The 21,429-nt window shown below is 67.9% G+C and carries 23 protein-coding genes, 1 tRNA gene and 1 pseudogene; 15 read left to right on the top strand and 10 right to left on the bottom strand.

Going from position 1 to position 21,429, the window contains the following annotated elements:
• Positions 1–4: 4 nt before the first annotated feature.
• Positions 5–568 carry a TetR family transcriptional regulator gene (locus ABZ863_RS21095; protein WP_358538139.1) on the bottom strand — a complete coding sequence of 188 codons (564 nt, stop codon included), beginning with the start codon at positions 566–568 and terminating at the stop codon, positions 5–7.
• Positions 569–717: 149 nt separating this feature from the next.
• On the opposite strand from ABZ863_RS21095, the gene ABZ863_RS21090 reads away from it, so the two are divergent.
• The 5 genes from ABZ863_RS21090 (at position 718) to ABZ863_RS21070 (ending at position 6,726) form a co-directional block, all read left to right on the top strand.
• Entirely contained in the window at positions 718–2,952 is a 2,235-nt protein-coding gene (locus ABZ863_RS21090) for a (Fe-S)-binding protein (protein WP_358538137.1), read from the top strand.
• A gap of 161 nt (positions 2,953–3,113) precedes the next feature.
• Complete coding sequence (locus tag ABZ863_RS21085; protein ID WP_358538135.1) at positions 3,114–3,800, top strand: DUF742 domain-containing protein; 687 nt, start codon at positions 3,114–3,116, stop codon at positions 3,798–3,800.
• 39 nt (positions 3,801–3,839) lie between these two features.
• Positions 3,840–4,433 carry a TetR/AcrR family transcriptional regulator gene (locus ABZ863_RS21080; RefSeq protein WP_358538133.1) on the top strand — a complete coding sequence of 198 codons (594 nt, stop codon included), beginning with the start codon at positions 3,840–3,842 and terminating at the stop codon, positions 4,431–4,433.
• Positions 4,430–6,061, top strand: a complete 1,632-nt coding sequence (locus ABZ863_RS21075; RefSeq protein WP_358538131.1) for an acyl-CoA dehydrogenase family protein — start codon at positions 4,430–4,432, stop codon at positions 6,059–6,061. Before ABZ863_RS21080 ends, ABZ863_RS21075 begins: the two co-directional genes overlap by 4 nt.
• Before the next feature lie 107 nt (positions 6,062–6,168).
• Positions 6,169–6,726 (top strand): dihydrofolate reductase family protein, encoded by a 558-nt coding sequence (locus ABZ863_RS21070; protein ID WP_358538128.1) that lies wholly within the window; start codon positions 6,169–6,171, stop codon positions 6,724–6,726.
• Between the two features lie 78 nt (positions 6,727–6,804).
• On the opposite strand, the gene ABZ863_RS21065 is transcribed toward ABZ863_RS21070, so the two are convergent.
• Positions 6,805–7,143, bottom strand: a complete 339-nt coding sequence (locus tag ABZ863_RS21065; RefSeq protein ID WP_358538126.1) for a CAP domain-containing protein — start codon at positions 7,141–7,143, stop codon at positions 6,805–6,807.
• On the opposite strand from ABZ863_RS21065, the gene ABZ863_RS21060 reads away from it, so the two are divergent.
• Positions 7,055–7,537: a hypothetical protein gene (locus tag ABZ863_RS21060; RefSeq protein ID WP_358538185.1), complete on the top strand. Its 483-nt coding sequence runs from the start codon at positions 7,055–7,057 to the stop codon at positions 7,535–7,537. The two genes, ABZ863_RS21065 and ABZ863_RS21060, sit on opposite strands and share 89 nt — an antisense overlap.
• Before the next feature lie 137 nt (positions 7,538–7,674).
• Here the strand turns inward: ABZ863_RS21060 and dcd are convergent, their stop codons facing one another.
• On the bottom strand, positions 7,675–8,256 hold the full coding sequence (gene dcd / locus ABZ863_RS21055; RefSeq protein WP_358538124.1) for a dCTP deaminase: 582 nt from the start codon (positions 8,254–8,256) through the stop codon (positions 7,675–7,677).
• Between the two features lie 182 nt (positions 8,257–8,438).
• Here dcd and ABZ863_RS21050 point away from each other — a divergent pair.
• A tRNA-Gly gene (locus ABZ863_RS21050) sits at positions 8,439–8,509 on the top strand.
• 268 nt (positions 8,510–8,777) lie between these two features.
• Positions 8,778–9,083 carry a hypothetical protein gene (locus ABZ863_RS21045; RefSeq protein ID WP_358538122.1) on the top strand — a complete coding sequence of 102 codons (306 nt, stop codon included), beginning with the start codon at positions 8,778–8,780 and terminating at the stop codon, positions 9,081–9,083.
• 108 nt (positions 9,084–9,191) lie between these two features.
• Here ABZ863_RS21045 and ABZ863_RS21040 read toward each other — a convergent pair whose 3' ends face one another.
• Together ABZ863_RS21040 and ABZ863_RS21035 are read right to left on the bottom strand one after the other, a co-directional pair.
• Entirely contained in the window at positions 9,192–9,554 is a 363-nt protein-coding gene (locus ABZ863_RS21040) for a DUF1801 domain-containing protein (protein WP_358538120.1), read from the bottom strand.
• A gap of 196 nt (positions 9,555–9,750) precedes the next feature.
• Positions 9,751–10,200, bottom strand: a complete 450-nt coding sequence (locus ABZ863_RS21035) for a hypothetical protein (RefSeq protein WP_358538118.1) — start codon at positions 10,198–10,200, stop codon at positions 9,751–9,753.
• A gap of 49 nt (positions 10,201–10,249) precedes the next feature.
• Here ABZ863_RS21035 and ABZ863_RS21030 point away from each other — a divergent pair, with 49 nt between their 5' ends.
• Positions 10,250–10,726, top strand: coding sequence for a hypothetical protein (locus tag ABZ863_RS21030; protein ID WP_358538116.1), 477 nt, complete (start codon positions 10,250–10,252; stop codon positions 10,724–10,726).
• 4 nt (positions 10,727–10,730) lie between these two features.
• Here the strand turns inward: ABZ863_RS21030 and ABZ863_RS21025 are convergent.
• Positions 10,731–11,397, bottom strand: a pseudogene (locus ABZ863_RS21025) (methyltransferase domain-containing protein).
• Between the two features lie 221 nt (positions 11,398–11,618).
• On the opposite strand from ABZ863_RS21025, the gene ABZ863_RS21020 reads away from it, so the two are divergent.
• On the top strand, positions 11,619–12,107 hold the full coding sequence (locus ABZ863_RS21020) for a protein-tyrosine phosphatase family protein (protein ID WP_358538114.1): 489 nt from the start codon (positions 11,619–11,621) through the stop codon (positions 12,105–12,107).
• On the opposite strand, the gene ABZ863_RS21015 is transcribed toward ABZ863_RS21020, so the two are convergent.
• A complete protein-coding gene (locus ABZ863_RS21015) occupies positions 12,067–12,405 on the bottom strand; it encodes an MmcQ/YjbR family DNA-binding protein (protein WP_358538182.1) in 339 nt (112 codons plus the stop codon). The genes ABZ863_RS21020 and ABZ863_RS21015 overlap by 41 nt on opposite strands.
• Positions 12,406–12,561: 156 nt before the next feature.
• On the opposite strand from ABZ863_RS21015, the gene ABZ863_RS21010 reads away from it, so the two are divergent.
• The 5 genes from ABZ863_RS21010 (at position 12,562) to ABZ863_RS20990 (ending at position 17,292) form a co-directional block, all read left to right on the top strand.
• On the top strand, positions 12,562–13,290 hold the full coding sequence (locus tag ABZ863_RS21010; RefSeq protein WP_358538112.1) for a VanZ family protein: 729 nt from the start codon (positions 12,562–12,564) through the stop codon (positions 13,288–13,290).
• Positions 13,291–13,426: 136 nt separating this feature from the next.
• Positions 13,427–14,002, top strand: a complete 576-nt coding sequence (gene mug / locus ABZ863_RS21005; RefSeq protein ID WP_358538110.1) for a G/U mismatch-specific DNA glycosylase — start codon at positions 13,427–13,429, stop codon at positions 14,000–14,002.
• Between the two features lie 192 nt (positions 14,003–14,194).
• Entirely contained in the window at positions 14,195–14,980 is a 786-nt protein-coding gene (locus ABZ863_RS21000; RefSeq protein ID WP_358538108.1) for a response regulator transcription factor, read from the top strand.
• A gap of 111 nt (positions 14,981–15,091) precedes the next feature.
• Complete coding sequence (locus ABZ863_RS20995; RefSeq protein ID WP_358538106.1) at positions 15,092–16,936, top strand: acyl-CoA dehydrogenase; 1,845 nt, start codon at positions 15,092–15,094, stop codon at positions 16,934–16,936.
• 74 nt (positions 16,937–17,010) lie between these two features.
• Entirely contained in the window at positions 17,011–17,292 is a 282-nt protein-coding gene (locus ABZ863_RS20990) for a GlsB/YeaQ/YmgE family stress response membrane protein (RefSeq protein ID WP_358538104.1), read from the top strand.
• A 52-nt stretch (positions 17,293–17,344) separates the two neighbouring features.
• On the opposite strand, the gene ABZ863_RS20985 is transcribed toward ABZ863_RS20990, so the two are convergent.
• From ABZ863_RS20985 to ABZ863_RS20975, 3 genes are all read right to left on the bottom strand, one after another.
• A complete protein-coding gene (locus tag ABZ863_RS20985) occupies positions 17,345–19,222 on the bottom strand; it encodes a VanW family protein (RefSeq protein ID WP_358538102.1) in 1,878 nt (625 codons plus the stop codon).
• Between the two features lie 21 nt (positions 19,223–19,243).
• Positions 19,244–19,537, bottom strand: coding sequence for a co-chaperone GroES (locus ABZ863_RS20980; protein ID WP_358538179.1), 294 nt, complete (start codon positions 19,535–19,537; stop codon positions 19,244–19,246).
• Positions 19,538–19,598: 61 nt separating this feature from the next.
• A complete protein-coding gene (locus ABZ863_RS20975) occupies positions 19,599–21,410 on the bottom strand; it encodes an NHL domain-containing thioredoxin family protein (RefSeq protein ID WP_358538177.1) in 1,812 nt (603 codons plus the stop codon).
• Between the last annotated feature and the right edge of the window lie 19 nt (positions 21,411–21,429).

Below are 21,429 nucleotides of genomic sequence, written 5' to 3'. Positions count from 1 at the left end.
CCGGCTACCGGGGCTTCAGCAGGTAGTCCACGACCGGCCGGAGCTCCTCGGCCGTCGGCGGTTCGTCGTCGATGAGGCCCTGGATCAGCAGGCCGTCGATACCGGCGAGAAAGACACGGAAGGCGACCTCGTCGTCGTGCCGCACCATCGAGGTGAGCACGTCGAGCCAGCGCCGGGCGGCAGGCCGCAGCTCGGGTCGCCGGGAAGCGAGCAGATAGAGCTCGTATTCGGCCATCGTGCGCCCGCGTTGCGGACCGAGCGCCTCGGCCAGCAGGCCGGCCACCTCCTCGGCCCCGCGACTGCCCCGCGAACGGGCGCGGTCGATCATCCAGTACACCTCGGTGGCCATGTCGCGGGCGCAGGTGATCAGGGTCGCGATCAGGAGCTCGTCGAGACTCGCGAAGTGGTACGTGGTGGAGGTCGTCGGGACACCGGCTTCCTTGGCAACCGTGCGGTGAGTGACACCGGCGACGCCGTCGCGTTCGATCACCCGCAGCGCCGCGTCGATGATCTCCGCGCGCCGCTTGTCACCGCGGGCCTTGCGCCCGTCGACCTGCTGTCTGACCATGCAGGCGAGAGTATCTGAACGATCGTCCCAGTAGCAGCGAGTTTTCCACCACATCGGTGGGACTCGAAGCCCGCAAATCGGTTACTGATCAGTAAGAAGGGTTAGGCTCCCGACACCCACCGCGAAGTCCCGAACCGAAAGGCCCAATCATGGGTGCATTGCAGATCACGCTCGGCGTGATCGGCGTTGCCGTCAGCGTTGTCGCTTGGGGTGTCTTCGTATACGGCGTCGTACGTCAGATACGGATCATCCGACTCGGTCAGCCAGACGCCACACGCAACGGCCCGTTCGCCCCCCGCCTGCGCACACTCATCACCGAGTTCGCGGCACACACCAGGATGAACAAGCTCCGTCATGTCGGACCGTGGCACTGGCTCGTGATGTGGGGCTTCCTGCTGGGCTCCGCCGCCCTCTTCGAGGCCTACGGCGAGACGTTCAACCCGCACTTCGCCTGGCCGGTGATCGGCCACTGGGCGCCGTGGCAGCTCCTGCTGGAACTGCTCGGCCTCGGCACCGTGCTCGGTGGTATCGCGCTGGCGATCATCCGGCAAGCCAACCACCCGCGCCGCGCCGACCGGCAGTCCCGCTTCGCGGGCTCCAACTTCGGGCAGGCCTACTTCGTCGAGGCCGTCGTGATCATCGAGGGCATCGGCATCCTCGGCGTCAAGGCCTTCAAGATCTCCAGCGGTGTCGAGGACCCGGCGCTCTGGTCGAGCTTCGTCACCCAGCCGCTCGCGCAGATACTGCCCACCAGCACCGCCGCGGTGTCGATCATGGCGTTGATCAAGCTGCTGTCCGGCATGATCTGGCTGTACGTAGTGGGTACCACGCTCACCATGGGCGTCGCCTGGCACCGGTTCAGCGCGTTCTTCAACATCTACTTCAAGCGCGAGGCCGACGGCGGCGTCGCGCTGGGCAAGCTCAAGCCGATGATGAGCGAGGGCAAACCGCTCGACTTCGAGGAGGCCGACCCGGAGAAGGACGTCTTCGGTGCAGGCAAGATCGAGGACTTCAGCTGGAAAGGCTGGCTGGACTTCTCCACCTGCACCGAGTGCGGTCGCTGCCAGTCGCAGTGCCCCGCGTGGAACACCGGCAAGCCGCTTTCGCCGAAGCTGGTGATCACGCAGCTGCGTGACCACGCCTACGCGAAGGCGCCGTACCTGCTCGCGGGCGGCAAGAAGGACATGGCCGGCGAGGAGATCGGGCTGACGGGCGACAACCCGTATGCCGGCATCGACGTGCTCGCCATCGCCGAGGCGGAGCGCCCGCTCGTCGGCGCAGGCGACGACGGTGGCGTCATCGACCCCGACGTGCTGTGGTCGTGCACGACCTGCGGCGCGTGTGTCGAGCAGTGCCCGGTGGACATCGAGCACGTCGACCACATCGTCGACATGCGCCGCTACCAGGTGATGATCGAGTCGAACTTCCCGACCGAGCTGAACACGATGTTCAAGAACCTGGAGAACAAGGGCAACCCGTGGGGCCAGAACGCCAAGGACCGGCTGGCCTGGGCCGAGGACCTCGACTTCGAGGTACCCGTGTTCGACGGCGAGTTCGGCGACGCCGAGTACCTCTTCTGGGTCGGCTGCGCCGGCGCGTTCGAGGACCGCGCGAAGAAGACGACCAGGGCCGTGGCCGAGCTGCTGCACATCGCCGGGGTCGGCTACAAGGTGCTCGGCCCGGAGGAGACCTGCACCGGCGACCCCGCGCGGCGAGCCGGCAACGAGTTCGTGTTCCAGATGCTCGCCCAGCAGAACGTCGAGGTGCTCAACTCGGTGTTCGAAGACGTCGACCAGGCCAAGCGCAAGATCGTCGTGACCTGCGCGCACTGCTTCAACACGCTCGCCAACGAGTACCCCGACCTCGGCGGGCAGTACGAGGTCGTGCACCATACCCAGCTGCTCAACCGGCTGGTGCGGGAGAAGCGGCTCGTCCCGGTGGCGCCGATCGCCGAGGACGTCACCTACCACGACCCGTGCTATCTCGGCAGGCACAACAAGGTCTACGAGGCACCGCGTGAGCTGGTCGGTGCCTCCGGCGCCACCCTGCGGGAGATGCCACGGCACGCCGACCGTTCCCTGTGCTGCGGCGCCGGCGGCGCGCGCATGTGGATGGAGGAGCGGATCGGCAAGCGGATCAACGTCGAGCGGGTCGACGAGGCGCTCGGCACTGCCCCGTCCAAGATCGCCACGGGCTGCCCGTTCTGCCGCGTGATGCTCACCGACGGCGTCACCGCACGGCAGAGCGACGGCAAGGCGAGCGAGAAGGTCGAGGTCGTCGATGTCGCCCAGCTGCTGCTGACGGCGGTCAAGCGGGGCCAGCCAGCCGGACCGGCTCCGCTAGCCGTCGGCTCCGGGAAAGCCGCACTGGCAGAGCAGGACTAGGAATCTGACAAAAAAGGGGGGCCGGCGCTGCGCTGGCCCCCCTTTTTGTCCATAGTGGACCGTACCTGCGGGCTGGACATCGCGAGTAGCATGGGCCGACCTCGGGTCGACGTCGCTCGCGAGGCCATGGCAGCAGCAGGCGAGGCGGACACAGCGTGGGCATGGGCACCACCGACGACGAACGGAACGACGCCGACGACACGGCCGTCGGCCGCTCCGGTGCGCGCTTTCCTTCCGCGAAACAACGCAAACGCTTTCGGGACGTGGAGCCGGAGCCATCGGAAAACGACGAGAGCGAGCGCAACACCACGGACTCGCGTGGCCGCAAGTCCAGGGTCGGCCGCTCAGGTGCGCGCTTTCCCTCCGCCAAACTCCTCGACAAGCTGGCTGACGACGAGCCAGAGGAGCTGCCGGAGCCCGAACCCGCAGAACCCGCAGAACGCACCGAACGAGTCTTCGCCGAGGCAGAACAGCCGGAGGAGCTCGAGCAGTTCGACCCGCTGGAACAGCACCGGCTCAGGGTGCGGCCGTACGTGCTGACCCGGGGCCGCACCCAGGCACGCCAGGACCTGGCCGTGGAGACGCTGATCTCCACCGACCCGCAGGCGCCGTGGAACAGCGAGCAGCTGAGCTCCGAATACCAGGCAGTACGCAGGCTGTGCATGCAGCCGCGTTCGGTGGCCGAGGTCGCAGCACTGCTGGCGGTGCCACTGGGTGTCGCGCGGGTGCTGCTGAGCGACCTGGCCGAAGCCGGGCTGGTCCACGTGCACACCACCACAGCCAGCTATGCCGGGCGTCCCGACTACGTCCTCATGCAGCGGGTGCTGGAGGGGCTGCACCGCCTCTGAGGGTTGCCCGAAGCAGTGAATCAGTGCTTCACTTCTTGAGTGGTGTACCGGCGCACCCCCAGGATCCAGGCCCGCATGGACTCGCAGCGGGGCCAGATTCTCGACGCCGCACTCGAGCTACTGGCCGAGCGCGGCTACGCAGGCTGCTCGATGGCGGCCGTCGCCGCGCAGGCGGGCATCGCCACGGGCAGCGTCTACCGCCATTTCCCCGGTAAGGCAGAGCTGATCGTCGAGCTGTTCCGGCTCGTGGTGACTCATGAGGTGGCGGCCGTCGAGCGCGCCGCGGAGCAGCCTGCGGAGATCCCGGCGCGGATCGTGGCCGTCGTCGAGACGTTCGCCGGCCGCGCGCTCAAGGCTCCGCGGCTTGCCTACGCACTGCTGGCCGAACCCGTCGACGCGCCTGTCGAGGCGGAGCGGCTGGTGTTCCGGCACGCGTTCCGCGACGTCATCGCCCGCTGGGTCCGCGAAGGCGTGCGTGCCGGCGTGCTCCCAGCGCAGGACGCCGAGATCACTGCCGCGGCCATCGTCGGCGCGACCGCCGAGGTCTTGATCGGCCCCCTCACCACCGACAACACCGACGCCGTGCCCGAGCTGTGCACGTTCACCCTTCGCGCGCTAGGAGTGCCAGGATGAGCCCTACCCATGAGGTGACCAACCAGGTTCCACCGCTGGTCGACTACGACGTCGCGGCGGATGCCACACTGCTCGACGGCCTGCGCCGCGAGGGCGCGGACTGGGCCGAGGCGGAGGTGCACGCGCTCGGCGTGCTCGCCGGCACCGAGCGCGTGCAGGAGTGGGGCAGGCTGGTCAACGAGAACCCGCCGAAGCTGCGTACCCACGACCGGGTGGGCAGGCGCATCGACGAGGTCGAGTTCCATCCACATTGGCACGACCTGATGGACGTCGCGGTGTCCCACGGCCTGCACGCAACGCCATGGCGGGAGAACCGGACGGGCGCCCACGTCGCGCGTGCCGCCAAGTTCTACGTGTGGAGCCAGGCGGAGGCAGGGCATTCCTGCCCGATCTCGATGACGTACTCGGCAGTGCCGGCCCTGCGGCACAACACCGACCTGGCCACGGCCTACGAACCGCTGCTTGCCGCGCCGGTCTACGACTACGGGCTGCGCGAACCGACCACGAAACGCGGCCTGATCGCCGGGATGTCGATGACCGAGAAGCAGGGCGGCTCCGACGTCCGTGCCAACACCACGAGCGCGCGCCCGGCTGGCGACGGCAGCTACGTGATCAGCGGACACAAGTGGTTCACCTCCGCCCCGATGTCGGATCTGTTCCTCACGCTCGCGCAGGCGCCGGGTGGGTTGTCGTGCTTCCTGCTGCCAAGGGTGCTCCCGGATGGCACCCGCAACCGCATCCACCTGCAACGGTTGAAGGACAAGCTCGGCAACCGCTCCAACGCCTCCGCCGAGATCGAGTACGACGAGGCGATCGGCTGGCTGGTCGGTGAGGAGGGCCGGGGCGTCCGCACGATCATCGAAATGGTCAACAACACCCGGTTGGACTGCGTGCTGGGCAGCGCTGCCGGGCTGCGGTACGGCGCCGTGCGCGCCGCGCATCACGCCGCGCATCGCAGCGCGTTCGGTGCGCCGCTCGCCCAGCAGCCGCTGATGACCAATGTGCTCGCTGACCTGGCCGTCGAGTCGGAGGCCGCAACCATGGTCGCGCTGCGGCTGGCCGGAGCCAGCGACCGTGCCGCCGCCGGCGACCGGCAGGAGGAGGCGTTCCGCCGGCTCGCCCTGGCGGTGACGAAGTACTGGGTGTGCAAGCGGGCGCCCGCCCACGCGGCCGAGGCGCTCGAATGCCTCGGCGGCAACGGCTACGTGGAGGAGTCCGGTATGCCGCGGCTGTTCCGCGAGTCGCCGCTGTCGTCGATCTGGGAGGGCTCGGGCAACGTCGCCGCGTTGGATGCGGTCCGCGCGATGGCCAAGCAGCCCGATTCCGTCGAGGCGTTCTTCACCGAGGTCGAACAGGCCGCGGGCGCCGATTCCCGGCTCGACGACGCGATTGCGCGCGTGCACAAGGAGCTGGCGGATCTGGCCGATGTCGAGTTCCGCGCGCGCCGCCTGGTCGAGACACTCGCGCTGGTGCTGCAGGGCTCGCTGTTGGTGCGCTACGGCGACCAGGCTGTCGCCGATGCCTTCTGTGCGTCGCGGCTCGGCGGGGACTGGGGCATCGCGTTCGGCACGCTGCCGCCCGGGGTGGACACCCAGACGATCGTGACCAGGGTGTCGCCCGGGATCTGACGGTTGAGGGAACCGGCCGCCAGCAGATCGATGAGTTCCGGGTCGCGCGGAGGTCACAGTCTGCAGGAGCGCTGGCAGATTGACGCGCTCGTACCCGAAGGAGACGCATGGCAAAGCTCATCTACTCGATGATCACCTCGCTCGACGGCTACGCCGAGGCGGCGGAGGGCGACCTCGGCACCGGGGCCGAGGTAGAGGAGGTGCATACCTTCATCGGCGACATCTTCCGCCCCGTCGGCACGTACCTCTACGGCCGACGGATGTACGAGACGATGGTCTTCTGGGAGACCGCGCACAAAGAGCCCGACGTGCCTCCGCACATCCTCCAGTACGCCCGCGACTGGCAGGCCGCGGAGAAGATCGTGTACTCCACGACGCTCGAGTCGGCCTCCAGCGCGAAGACCAGGATCGAGCGGACCTTCGACCCGGACGCGGTGCGCAAGCTCAAGGCCGAGGCCGATCACGACCTCAGCGTCGACGGCCCGAACCTCGCGGCCCAGGCGATCGCGGCCGGCCTGGTGGACGAGTACCACCTGTTCATCACCACGAGCGTGGTCGGCGGCGGCAAGCGGTTCTTCCCCGACGGCGTGCGCCTCGATCTCGAACTGGTCGAGCAACGCGCCTTCGACACCGGACTGATCTACGCGCGCTACCAGACCCGCTGAGCCCCACCGGTCGGTGACGCTGCCAGCGAACCGTGGCACGTGAGACCGAGCCGCAGGCGAGAAGCGGGACGCCAGGGCCTAGTAACCGAAGGCCTGCGTCCAGTACCAGCCATTGGCGTTGAGGCCGACCCCGATCGCGGTGATGTCGCAGTTCAGGATGTTGCGGCGATGCCCATCGGAGGACATCCACGCGTCCATGACGGCCTGCGCGCTCGACAGACCCATCGCGATGTTCTCCGCGGCGGGCCGCGGGTAGCCGTGCTGGCGCATGCGCTTGTCGAACGACGTCCCGTCCTGCGAGGTGTGGTCCAGGTACTCGTTCTGGGCCATGTCGTCGCTGTGCGCCTGCGCGGCCGCGGCGAGCCTGCTGTCGATGGTGACGGCCGCGCAGCCTGCATCCGCCCGTTCGGCGTTCACCAGACGGACCACCTCGGCCGTCGGGGAGGCGCTGCTGGCCGGGGGCTCCGAACGCCCGCTGGGGGACGCGGGAGGCTCGTTCGTGGTCGGTGCTGGGCTCTCCTCGCTGGACGGGGTGTCCTGGGTCGTCGTCGCATCCGCCGGTTGCTCGCTCGGCGGTACCTGCGCGACCGAGGACGTCGAGGTCGACGGGGTAGGCCGTGGCGGCTCCGTTGCCTCTCCGGTGGTGGCGCCGCCCGTCGTCGTCTCCGTCGTGGGTTCCGTGCTCGACGTCAGCGAGGACGCCGGGCTGGTCCTGGATGGTTGGGCCGTGCGGTTGAGGGAGTCACCGCCGTTCTCGTCCGGCAGCGCCACAGCCGACGCGCTGCCGGACGGACGCAACCACAACAGGTGACCGCCCGCTGCAACAGCGACACCCAGAAGAACACTCAACATCACCAAAAGTGATCGAATTCGTGAACTCGGGGTAGACACAAGAGCGGAAACTACCACCAAAGCGTGAGTTATTGAACCGTTATCTTGATCGCAGTGTCAGCGTCGCGTGTCGATGCGGTCGAAGTTCTTGTAGGCACGACTCGGCGTCGGACCACGTTGCCCCTGGTACCGCGAGCCCGCCTCGCTGGAGCCATACGGGAACTCGGCCGAACTGGTGAGGCGGAAAAGACACAGCTGGCCGATCTTCATTCCAGGCCACAACGTGATCGGCAGGTTGGCCACATTCGACAGCTCGAGCGTGATGTGCCCGGTGAAGCCGGGGTCGATGAAACCGGCCGTCGAGTGGGTGAGCAGGCCGAGCCTGCCGAGCGACGACTTGCCTTCCAGACGGCCGGCCAGATCGTCGGGCAGCGTGAAGACCTCGTAGGTCGAGCCCAGCACGAACTCGCCGGGGTGCAGCACGAACGGGTCCTCGCCCTCCTTCTCGACGAGCGAGGTCAGCTCGTCCTGCTGCAACTTCGGGTCGATGTGGGTGTACTTGGTGTTGTCGAACACCCGGAAGAAGCGATCGAGACGCACGTCGATGCTCGACGGCTGGAGCATTTGCGGGGTGAACGGGTCGACCCCGAGCCGCCCGGAATCGAGCTCTTTGCGGAGGTCACGGTCACTCAGTAGCACGCGCCCACCCTAGCCGGGGTCGGGCTACGGGCTGGCCCTCGGTCCGCATGTGCCGCGTGTAGCTGGGGTCGGTGTCGAGGATCCGGTTCAACCGGGCCGCGTACTGGCGCCTGCCCACGTCGCCGAACACTGGCAAGCCCTACGTGAAGAGGAGATCGGTGCCGTGTATGATTTCGGTGCTTGCGGATGTAGTTCAATGGTAGAACATCAGCTTCCCAAGCTGAGAACGCGGGTTCGATTCCCGTCATCCGCTCTCATGGCAAAGGCCCAGGTCAGGAGTTGTCTACTTCGGACCTGGGCCTTCGTTTTCTGTAGATCAACTCGGGTCGCGTGCCATTAGCCGGGCGGCACCGGTTGTCACTAATCAACCAACGCCATTTAGGCTGGCCAACCACGGTCAACAGCGGTACCTCGCGCACGTGAGCACGCTGGACTCGGCAAGGTGGACCTGTACCGAGACGGGCCGCCAGGACGAAGTATGAAGCCACCCGCAGGCTGGCCGTGTGCTACGACATCAACCCATGCAGCAGATTCCCGAGGGCGTCCGTGGGGCGATCCGCTTCTTCGCGTTCTTCGTCGGCAACGGCACCCTGGACCAGGACGTCCTGAGCGACGTCGACGACTACCGGCCAGCCTTGTTCAAGTTCGGGTCGGCGCTCGAGAAGGTCTTCGCCGTCTACACGAACGTGCTCGAGTACGACGAGGCAGGCATGCCCACCAACGACGATTGGGCTGCACACCGAGCCGCCCAATGGATCCGTAGCTATCTGGACCACGACTACGAAGTCGAGCCGCCGTTCGAGGATTGGGAGGTAGAGCTGCACTGAACGTCATCCGCTCTGACAGCGAAGGCCCGGTCAGAAATGTCTACTTCGGACCCATCGCCTTGTCTTTTCCGGTCGTCACCGGCGCTTGCAGCGACAGCACGGAACGCCTCAACACACTGGGCCCCGGCCCTCGGCCGTAGCGGTCAGGAGTGAGCGAACGACAGGAAAGTCGATCTGGTCCGGACGTCGATACCGGATACAGCCTTTCCCAAGGTTCAGCCCGAACAACTGCCTACTGTGGGAATTCAGGACATCGGTACGCAGGATGTACAGCGAAATGTATTGCTTCTGGCTGGCCCACCCCACCTCGGCGACACCGTCGCGAAGGTAGGTCGGCATGCCGTAGGACATCGATTCCTCGAAACCCGGTAACAGCTCTCGGCACAATCGCCGCAGCTCGGCCAGGGCCGCCCGTCGCGCGGGCGCGACCTCGTCCAAGTATGCCGTGACATCCGAGGACGAACTCTGCATCTCGACATGCTACAGAAGGTCGGCCCGGAGCCGACAACTTGTCGTATCAACCACCGTGCCGAGTCTCCCGAGCCATGGCAGCGCTGACTTGTACTTCTCGAGATGACTCAAACGCCATCGCAACGCAGTCTGCGTTTCGGACTCGCCTCGTTCGATCCGCCGCACGAATGATCACACCAACAGTATTCACGTGGATTCAGGTCCCGCCCGTGTACCAAGCCCTCCAGTAGGCGCGCTGCTCATCGACGGTCGCGAGTTGGTCGGGCTCTGCGTCGTCCAGCGTTGCCACGAGGTCGTCGAACAAGGCTGCACGGCCTGCTCGCAGCACGTAAACCCTGAGCCCGCCGCCCATGTCCCGTGCAATGCCACTTGGGTACGTGTCCAGCCGCGAGCCCTGCAGGGCTACCAACCATCCAAACGGCTCGACCTGGCGCCGGAGATTCACCAGCGCCTCGAACATGTCAGGGCCGCTCGCCTCGTAGGTGGCCCCGCCCGTCGTCAGCTCGATCCGGTACTGCTCGGGCAGGAGTCCGCCGCTGGGCAGGAAAATCCTGCCACGCAGGTGCCCGCGGTCAAGTCGTTCGGTCGCACGGGCAACGAGGCCGACTTCTCTGTCGGCGATGAGCCGCGGTTCGCCTTCCACCATTGGCCTATCCAACACGTGCCGTGGCGGACAAGCTGACCAGAATGTGGTCATGGGCTCTTTGGCCGACGCGGCGATCAAGTTTGCCGCAGACCTTGTGTCGCCCGAGGACCTGCCCGACATCGCGGCGGCCGCGCTTGTGGATGGGCTGGACAGCCCGGCCCTGCGCGAACTGGCGGGCCTGCCACGACACGAGGTCCGCGAAGTGCGTGACCTGTTTGCCGAAGCGCTTCGCGAGCTGAACATTCCGATCCCGCTTCCTGACGACCGAGTGCCGCTGGCCCGACTGATCGCCTCGCAGATCGTGACAGGAAAAGTCAGCCCTATCGAGGGTGCACGAGCCATCTGGTGGCGATGTTGCAGTTACATGGAACGATCAGCGGAGTGGGAGGCCTGGTCCTTCTTTGTTGGAGCCGCGAGCGAGTGGGACGACTACCCACCGGCACGGGACGAGTTGGCGACCTTGATCAAGAAGGAGGCAGCGCTCCAGCTCCGAGAGCCACAAGACCAGGAAGTACTGGCACGCTAACGCCCTACGCGTCGATCGGTTTACGTGCCAGAAGGAAGCCCTGCGGTGCCGTTTCCACGTACTTTCCTTGTGTGTCCGGCTCCCGCAGGACCCGAGCGACCACGGCAAGCCCCGCAGCACGCAACAACTCGGCGACATCGTCCGGCTGCCGCTGGTGGAAATCCGGCGAGACCGGGTGTCCTCCCGTCTCCGTTCGATGCACCGGGTCATCGCCGACCTGGAAAGCCAGCTGCACGTATCCACCCGGCGCCAGCACACGATGGAACTCGGCGAAGACGTCCGGCAGTTGCTCCTGCGGAATGTGGATGATCGAGTACCACGCCACAATGCCGCCCAGCGAACCGTCCTCGTGGTCGAGCGCCGTCATGGAACCCTCCTCGAATCGCAGATCCCGGGTAGGTACGGCGAGCAATGGCGACCATTCGCGGCGACAAGTCGACACCGGACATGGCCAGGCCGAGCCCGTGCAGATACGCCGCCACGCGGCCGGGCCCGCACCCGACCTCGACGACCGGCCCCGCGCCGGCGGCTTTGACGAGTTCGGCGAACCCGACGAGCAGCGCCCGGTCCAGTGGCCTGACCGCCAGCTCGTCACGAAACCAGTCCGCGTAGTCGGCGGCGAGAGTGTTGTAGGAAGTACGGGTCCGGGAGATGAACTCGGGTTCCATCACTACACCGCGGCTACGGCTTCGACCTCGACCAGTTGGTCGTCGTAGCCGAGCGCGGCGACGCCGAGCCCGCCGTGAATACCAACGTCCGAGCGGAGGCGGGCACCGTCGCAGCGTAGGCGTACTCAGCCATCGACGATAGGCGTGCACCGCGGACCAGCTCGACAGCGTCTGTCACAAGATCACGCTACCGGCAAGATCAGGTGGATCGCCATAATCGGGAAATGCCCGAAACAGACCTGAGTGGTGCGATCCAGTTGCCGGACGGCGCCTGGATCCGCGGCCGTGGGCTCCGCGGAACCGCGCCCGGTGGCTCACCACCGGATTTCGGTCTCTACCTCGGCGGTCCGCGCCTCCACCGCCGGCACGACGCCTCGCTGCACTGGGCGCACGAGTGGGTGCGCTGGCCCGACGGCTGGCTACCCACGAACCGGCCGGCAGCGGCCGCCAGCATCGTGGCACTGCACGAACGCGCAAAGGCCGGCGAGGCGGTGGAGGTCGCCTGTCACGGCGGTTTCGGCAGGACCGGGACCGTGATCGCCTGCCTGGCGACACTCGGCGGGCTCACCCCGCACGAGGCATACGACTGGACCCGGCGCAACTACCACCGGCGCGCGGTCGAGACGCCCTGGCAGCGCGCGTGGATCACCTGGTTCACCCGCAACCGCCCGCTCAGCGCTCCCGCACCTTCCGCAACCGAGCTGGAGCCTTGATCCGCCACGCCTCCTCGATGAGCTCGGCGAGCTGATCGGCATCCACGGTGCCGAGGTCGACCAGGATGGCCCCGTACCCGTCGTAATGCGGCGTCGTGTAGAACGCCGGGTCACCTGAGCCCAACAGGGCCGCCTTCTCATCGAGCCCGCACATCAGCACCAGCCCGCCTTCGGCCTCGCTCCGCAAGCGCGCGAACCCCTTGCCCGCGACCTTCAGCGCGGGCGTCCGGTACCAGGTCGACTCCTCGACCTCCGGCAGCGTGGCGCCGATGGCGACCACGTCCTCCCAACTCGGCATGGTGCCCAGTGTCGCGCTCGCCGCCGCACCTGGCTTGGCGAAACGGGAGCCCGTCACATCGGCCGGTCACCCCTCGGCCGGATGGCCGATCCCGTGTGCGATCAACAGCCCTTCGACCGAGGTGGCACAACCCCCGCGCCACCTAGCGTCAATGACATGACATCGGCTCGGGAAACAGCGTTCCTGTACGGCCTGCTCGGCTTCCTCGTGGTCTGGGCCACGCTGCTCGTGCCGCAGCTGATCACACAGTACGCGCGCTTCGGCCGGATCATGCCGAAGCGCCTGGTGAGCACCGCCGCGGTCGCGCTTTACGGCTGCCTTGCGGTGGCGGTCGTTCTGTTGCCACTGCCGGGTCCGGACACCCCGCGGCTGCGGCAGACCGTGCAGCTGGTGCCGTTCCAGTGGGTCGACGACGTCCGCACCGAACTGGCAACGCACCACCAACCCGCCGCGGACGCACTGTTCACACTGGCCTTCCAGCAGGTCGCGATGAACGTGCTGCTGTTCGTGCCGCTCGGGCTGTTCGCTCGCCTGTTGTGGCGGCAGGGCCTCGCCCGCACCGTACTGCTCGGCTTCGCGGTGTCCCTGCTGATCGAGACCACACAGGCCACCGCCAACTTCGGCACAGCGCCGTTCGTGTACCGGATCTTCGATGTCGACGACCTGATGTCCAACACGGCCGGTGCCCTGCTGGGCTGGATCGCTGCCGCACTGTTCCTGACGCTGCGGCAGCTCAGTTCCGTGGCCGCTGATGCAGCTGAGCCTGCAACCGTGCCGGTGCCAGTGGGTCGACCTCGCCGAGTCGGGCCAGCCGCGCCTGCCGTCGCTGGGCATGACGCCGCGCCGCACGCCGGTCTTCGTACGCGACCGTCGCGGCCGCGATGATGAGGATCAGCACCGCCAGGCCGATGACCCATGCCAGTTGCACGCCATCCCCCTTGATGCCGTCGTGTGTGGCAGGTCACACAGAGTACGCAGTTCCGAGTCTGTCTCGCTACCCCTGACAGGCACACTCCTTCTTATGTCGGGCAGGCCCAGCAAAGAAGAACTCGCGGCGGCGCACGGCCGCACCATCGACGACGTGATCGCGCCGGGCCTGCGCGTGCTGTTCTGCGGGATCAACCCCGGTCTTTACTCCGGGGCGACCGGCTACCACTTCGCGCGCCCCGGCAACCGGTTCTGGCCCGCGCTGTACCGCAGCGGCTTCACCCCGCGCCTGCTCGCGCCGAGCGAGCAGAGCGAACTACTCGGCTACGGCCTCGGCATCACGAACCTGGTGGCACGCACCACAGCGCGGGCCGACGAGCTCGACGCCGACGAACTGCGCCGGGGTGGCGAGAATCTCACCCGCAAGGTCGCGAAGTACCGGCCTGCCTGGCTCGCGGTGGTCGGCATCACCGCGTACCGGGTGGCATTCGGACAGGCGAAAGCCACCGTCGGACCACAGGAAGCGCAGGTCAGCGACGTTCCCGTGTGGGTGCTGCCGAACACGAGCGGCCTCAACGCGCACTGGACGCCTGCCACCTTGGACGCCGAGTTCGCCCGGCTCCGCGCAGCAACGCCGCCGCTGACACGACGTGCGCCAGCTGACACATAAGCCCAGCTCAACGCAGTGCCGCCCCCCGCGCGGGGGAAACTTCGTCATGGATTGAATGAATGGCCGTCAAAAGCGTCACGGGGTGGCTGCTGAGGAGTCCCAGCAGGGGCGGGACTGAGCCGACCTCCGGGGGCCGTATCGGCACGGAGAGCGAACACGTCCGCCAACGGACGCGTGGGAGACGGAGAACGAATGACGCACGGCATGGACAAGGCCCGCACAGGGCCCGGCCTCGGCGCTGCAGGCACGCGCGCGCTGACGGTCGCGGCACTCGACCCGGTGCCGATCTTCCGCGAGGGTCTCAACGCGCTCGTCAACCGCACCCCCGGGTTGCGCTGGGTCGGCCATGCCGGCAACCACCACGCCTCGCTGCAACTGTGCGAGCAACTCCGCCCCGACATCGCCATCGTCGACTCCGGGTTCGACCCGCACTGCCACCTGATCCGCCTGCTCAGCGACGGCGACCCGACACTGGTGATCGTGGTGCTGGTGCGGGACGCGCATCGGACCGCACACTTCCTTTCGACGGCCGCCACCGCGGGCGTCCACGGCCTGGTACCGCGCTCGGCGGAGTCACTGCGCCTGGCCGAGGCGATCCGCAGAGCACACGTGGACCGTCGCTACACCGACCCGTCGCTCGCCGCGCTGACCGCGCGCCCGAAGCGGCACACCACGAGCGCGAGCGGCCAGCCGGCAGGCAATGGCGAACGGGTGCGCATGCCGCTGTCGCGGCGGGAGTACCAGGTGCTGCAACTGGTGGCCGAGGGCCTGGAGAACTCGGCCATCGCCAAGATCCTCTTCCTGTCCGTTGAGACGGTGCGTACGCACGTGAAGAGCATTCTGCGCAAGCTGTCCTCGCGCGATCGCACACACGCGGTGACCACGGCGTTCCGCAGCGGCATACTCATCCCCAGGCCCGACGACACGGTCGGGCAAGCGCGTGAGGCCGCGAGTACCACGCCGCCGCGGCCTCGGTGACCGGCCGACTTTCGGCTGACCAGTTCGTCACAACCGGGCGATCTTCCTTGCCGTCGGTTACCGACAGGTAATACTCTCCGGTTACCGGCGAGTAGGGCAGGGAGCTGCGACATGGGCCACTACAAGAGCAACGTCCGAGACCTGGAGTTCAACCTCTTCGAGGTGCTCGGCGTTCAAGAACGTCTCGGCAAGGGCGTGCTGGCCGACTCCGACGAGGAGACCGCCCGCGGTGTGCTGAGCGAGCTGAACAACCTCGCCGTCGGACCGCTCGCCGAATCCTTCGCTGACGCCGACCGTAACCCGCCGGTCTACGACCCCACGACGTTCTCCGCGACGCTGCCGGAGTCGTTCAAGAAGAGCTACCAGGCACTCTGGGACGGCGAGTGGTGGCGCGTCGGCCTCACCAACGACCTCGGCGGCTTCGGCCTGCCCCCGACCGTGCAGTGGGCCGCGTTCGAGCTGATCCTCGGCGCGAACCCGGCTCTGTTCATGTACATGGCCGGGCCGAACTTCGGGATGATCGTCGACAAGAACGGCACCGAGGAGCAGAAGCGCTGGGCGCGCATCATGATCGAGCGCGCGTGGGGCGCCACCATGGTGCTCACCGAGCCCGATGCCGGCTCCGACGTGGGCGCAGGCCGCACCAAGGCCGTGTGGCAGGAGGACGGCTCCTGGCACATCGAGGGCGTCAAGCGGTTCATCACCTCGGGTGACCAGGACATGACCGAGAACATCATGCACCTCGTACTCGCCCGCCCGGAGGGTCCCGGCGTCGACACGAAGCCCGGAACCAAGGGCCTTTCCCTGTTCCTGGTGCCGAAGTTCCACTTCGACTCCGCGACCGGTGAGCTCGGTGAGCGCAACGGCGCGTTCGTCACGAACGTCGAGCACAAGATGGGCCTCAAGGTCTCCACGACCTGCGAGCTCACCTTCGGCCAGCACGGCACCCCCGCGAAAGGCTGGCTGCTCGGCGAGGTGCACGACGGCATCGCGCAGATGTTCCAGGTCATCGAGCACGCGCGGATGACGGTGGGCACCAAGGCGATCGCGACACTGTCCACCGGCTACCTCAATGCGCTCGAGTACGCCAAGGAGCGCGTCCAGGGTCCCGACCTGACGCAGATGCTGGACAAGAGCGCACCACGCGTCACCATCACGCACCACCCCGATGTGCGCCGGTCGCTGATGCTGCAGAAGGCCTATGCCGAGGGCCTGCGCGCGGTGTACCTGTACACGGCGTCGTTCCAGGACCAGATCTGGACCCGGGACGGCGACGACGAATCGCTCGACCTCGCCGGGCGGGTCAACGACCTCCTGCTGCCGATCGTCAAGGGCGTCGGCTCGGAGCGGGCCACCGAGCAGCTCGTGCAGTCGCTGCAGACGCTGGGCGGCTCCGGTTTCCTTCAGGACTACCCGATCGAGCAGTACATCCGCGATTCGAAGATCGACTCGCTGTACGAGGGCACCACAGCCATCCAGTCGATGGACTTCTTCTTCCGCAAGATCGTCCGCGACAAGGGCAGGGCGCTGAACTACCTGGCAGGCGAGATCACCCGGTTCATCGAGTCGGAGGCCGGCAACGGCAGGCTCAAGAACGAGCGTGCGCTGCTCAAGCAGGCGCTCGAGGACGTGCAGGGCATGCTCGGCGCGATGATCGGCTACCTGATGTCCGCACAGGAGGACGTCACCAACACCTACAAGGTCGGCCAGCACACGGTGCGGCTGCTGATGTCGGCAGGCGACCTCCTGGTGGGCTGGCAGCTGCTCAACCAGGCGGAGATCGCGTTGGCCAAGCTCGACGGGCAGCCGTCGGAGAAGGACAAGGCCTTCTACGAGGGCAAGGTGGCCGTTGCGGCGTTCTTCGCCAGGACGGTCCTGCCGGAGCTCACCGCCCGCCGCGCCATCGTGGAGACAGCCGACAACGACCTCATGGAACTCCCCGAGGAAGCCTTCTGACGAGCGTGGTTACTGCACGACGAGTCGGGTACCTCTCTCTCGTCAGCCGTTGACACGAAACTGGAGTGGAGGCCATGACTATCTCGGGAATCATCTCCGCGATCGTGGTCGGGCTTGTGCTCGGCGCACTGGGCAGGCTCGTGTTGCCCGGTAAGCAGGACATCCCGATCTGGCTGACCATGCTGGTCGGGATCGCCGCCGCGTTCGTCGGCAGCGCGATCGCCCGGGCGCTGGGCTACGCGGAAACGCGCGGCTGGGACTGGCTCGAGTTTCTGACCCAGCTGGGCATCGCGGCGCTCGGCGTGTCACTCGTGACGGGCATGTACATGCGGCGCAAGAACCGTATCCACTCCTAGCACCACACTCGCCGCAGCCGGCCGCCCTCGAGGGACGGCCGGCTCCGGCGTGTCAGCCGCTCTCCGGACTACAGAACACCGTGGGCCTCGGGGCATAGGTGACCTCGTGACTTTCGCGCCGCACCTCGCGACCGGAGGAAACGTCGTACAGCACGCGCGTGTCCGAGACGGTGAAGCCGTACGTTCCGTCCTCCGGCACGCAGTCGGGCCCCGAGTCGGCCTCGACCGGCGGTGGCTCCTGCCCGGCACGATCGCTGGTCGAGCTCCCGACGCCGAACTGGCGGGTCCCCCAGATCCGCACGGTGACCAGGTCCCCCGATACCTCCGCCTGGATGGCGACCCCCTTGGCCAGGTCGTTGGTGAACGCGAGATCGACGCTGGAGCCGTCGTCGCGCAGCGAGATCGCGTCCCGTGCGGGCGGGTAACGGTCCAGGTAGTGCGTGTGCGCGAGGTGACCGGCGTCGGTGAGTCCCGCGAAGTAGGCGGCGTTGTACAGCGTGGTGGTGAACTGGGAGACGCCGCCGCCGATCACCGGCGCACCGGTGCCGTCCTCATGAAGGGGCGCCACGACGTAGTCCTGTGACTCCGTGCGTGGCCCGGTGCGCCGGTCGAGGCTGAACGTCTCGCCCGACCGGACGACCGCGCCATCCACCGCGGCGGCCATCGTGGCGACGTTGTGCGCAGCGGCATCGAACAGCCCCGACGTGGTGAACTCGCCGATGACCTCCGTGATGCCGAGCGCCCGCGCGTCCTCCGTGGTCACCTCGGGCTCTTGCCGGTCGTAGGTCACCGGCAGCTCCCGGCCCTCCGGTCGCGCGGCCACCCGCAGCAGCGGGGCGAACGTGCTCTCCCAGTCGATCACCCTGCCCTGCTGGGACGGCTCCATCGACACCATGTCGCCCGCGAACCCGATCCGCGCGTTGCGCGGGTCGCGCTCGGTGGCGGCCAGCTCCGGCTGCACTACCCGCACCAGCGGTGCGGGGTCCACGGTCAGACGCAGCTGCCCGTCCGCATCGGGCGTGTAGCGCAGCGCCTCGCTGATGCGCCGCGGCTGCAGAACCACCGACTTTCCTTCGCCGCGGACCGTGACCGGACCGGATACCAGCGGCCGGGTCTGCCGCAGTGCTGCCTGTACGCCCTCCAACGTCACCTTCGGGGGAGTGACGTCCACGGGGATCTCGACCGTCCTGGCCAGCAACCACTGCCGCTTCACGGTCGACACGGCGCCGTCGACGTCGACCAGCCGCTGCCCCTGCCTCGGCGGTATCGCATACGGGCGCACCTCGTCGCCGTCGAGCTGCTGGAAACCGATCGTCCCCTCGGTGATCTGGTGATCGATCTCCGCCGTCGCGAGCGCTCCCAGCGCAGCACGCAACCGCTGGTCGTCGGCTGTGCTCACCACGCCGACCTCGCGATCGGTGAAGAACGACCTGAGCCGGGTGAGCGGGTCGAGAGGCTGGCTCCCCGCCTCCGCGACGGTCGCCGCCCAGTCGAGGCCCAGCCCGGCCTGGCGCGGATCGAGCTCGACCCGGACGTCACCTGCGTGCACCGTGAGCGGCTCGACCAGGCGCGGCTCCAGCTCGCGGCGCAACAGCGCCTCCGCCTCCTCGCGGCTCAGCCCGCCCACCTCGACACCGGCGACCCGCACACCGCGCGGCACATCGCCGATGCTGGCCAGCAGATCGGCCAGGTAGAGCAGGACGAACACCGCGACGGCACCGCCGGCGATCATCAGCGCCCTGCCGAGGCCACGGCGAACGCGCTTGCCACGAGTGACCGGCAAACGCCGCGGGGACGCCGGCTGGAGAAGCTCGTCGGCGAGTTCGTCGTCGTGGTCGGGCAGCGGGTCAGCAGCCGGAAGGCGCTCTGGGGCGGCCCTGTCCGCGGTGAAATCGGAGTCCCACTCCGGCCAGTAGTGTTCCTCCCGCACTCGGCCCCCCTCAAGCCGTGACTACAAGTACAAACCCGTTCCGTGCTCGGTGCGCTCGCTGGCCATCGCGTGGATGTCCCGCTCCCGCATCACCAGGTAGGCGCCACCCTGGATCTCGACTTCCAGCTGATCCTCCGGGTTGAACAACACCCGGTCGCCTACCTTCACGTTGCGCACATTGTTGCCTACACCGAGTACATCCCCCCAAGAAAGCCGACGCGCCACCTGCGCGGTGGCCGGGATGACGATGCCGCCAGTACTACGGCGTTCCCCCTCATCGCCAGGCACCCGGACCAGCACGCGATCGTGCAGCATCTGGATTTCGAGCTTGGCGTCCGGGCCGGCTGGGTTCTTGCGGTCTGCCACGGGATTAATGCTACGTGCCGGGGTTCCCGGCCAACACGAGGCGAAGCCTCCCTTCGCCGTCCGGATCGAGCCTGATGGGCACGCCCCAGTCCTGCCTGGTGACGCGGCAGGCCGGATGCTCGGCCTCGACGTCGCAGCTCGCCGCCTGCGCGACGATCTGCAGCACGCCCTCGCGGTGCCCAGCGGCCAGCGTCAGGGTGCGGGTCAGCTCCGTGCTCGTACCCGCGCCGCCCGCCAGTAGCTCGGGCGGCGATGCGATGATCTCGAGCCTGGTCGAGGGGCCGAACCGGTCGTCGAGCTTCTCACCGGGCGGCGGCGCGAACACCACGGAGAAGTCGAGCTCTCCTGGCGCCAGCACCGTCGGCGGCCTGCGCACGGCGAGTGCGTCACCGTGGACCTGGCCGGCCTTGGCCGCATCCAGCGGCCGCAGCCTGTGCGCGGCGGTCTCCACGACGAGTACCTCGGTATCCGTGACGACCAGCCCGGCCGGTTCCGCGAGGTCACTGGCGAGGGTGGTCACCTCGCCGGTTGCCGGGTCGTAGCGGCGGATCGCGCCGTTGTAGGTGTCGGCGATGGCGACGGAGCCGTCGGGCAGCACGGCGACGCCCAGCGGATGCTGCAGCAGTGCGTGCGGGGCCTTGCCGTCCCGGTGTCCGAAGGAGAACAGATCGGTACCGACCGCGGTGTAGACCGTGAAGCCGTCGCCGGACGGTTCGATCCAGCGCAGCGCCGAGGTCTCGGCGTCGACGAGCCACAGCCGGTCCTTCGCCACGGCGAGACCGGACGTCTGGGCGAAGAACGCCTCCCCGGCGGCGCCGTCGCGCAACCCCTCCACTGTGGTGCCTGCGAAGCGGGACACGGTAGCGGCCACCGGATCGAACACGCTCAGCGTGTGGTTGCCCGCCATGGCCACCACCACCCCGCCAACGGCGTCCCACCAGCGCACGTCCCACGGGCTGGTGAGGTCGACGTCGAGCGCCTTGCCGGAGTCGTCACCGGTACGCCACGGCCTGCCGGTGCCCGCAATCGTCGTGACGCCGCCGGTGCGCAGGTCGACACCGCGCAGGCGGTGGTTCGCGGTGTCGGCGACCACGAGGTGGTACCCGACCTGCTGCGCGATCTCCTCGGGCAGGAGCGTGAGCCCCGACGGTTCGGCGAACTGCGCGATGTCGAACGCGCCGTCGACGTCGCCGCGAGTTCCGCCGCCGAACCGGCGCACGAGCGTCTCGGCATCCGAGGCGAACTCGGCGATCGAGTGGTTGGCGGTGTCGGCCACCAGCACCCTGCCCTCGGCGGTGACGACCGCCTTGCTCGGGAAACGCAGCTCGGTCGCCTCCGGCTCCACCGGCACATACAGGCTGCCACCACGGCGCAGCGTGCCCTTGCCCTCATGGGTGCCGATGAGCTCGGTGATGACCCGCCGCAGCGCATCGGCATGCCCTTCACCTGCGGCGACATGCACGACGTACCCCTCGGGGTCGACGACCACGAGCGTCGGCCACGCCTTCACGGCGTACTGCTGCCACGTGGTCATGTCGGGGTCGTTGAGCACCGGATGGTGCACGCCGTACCGCTCGACGGCGGCCTCGATCGCACCGGTCTCACCCTCGTGCTGGAACTTCGGGGAGTGCACCCCGATCGTCACCAGTACGTCGGCGAACTCGTCCTCCAGCGGCCGCAGCTCGTAGAGCACGTGCAGGCAGTTGATGCAGCCGGAGGTCCAGAAGTCGAGCAGGACGATCTTGCCGCGCAGCTCGGCGAGCTGGATCCGCTTGCCACCCGTGTTCAGCCAGGCCGTCCCGGCGAGCTCGGGCGCGCGCACGTTCTGGCGCGTTGTCGAG

The organism is Saccharomonospora sp. NPDC046836 (genome assembly GCF_040645195.1).
In the GTDB taxonomy this organism is placed as follows: domain Bacteria; phylum Actinomycetota; class Actinomycetes; order Mycobacteriales; family Pseudonocardiaceae; genus Prauserella_A.
The sequence above is the reverse complement of the archived record's forward strand: the minus strand, read 5'-3'. Positions and strand labels throughout refer to the sequence as shown.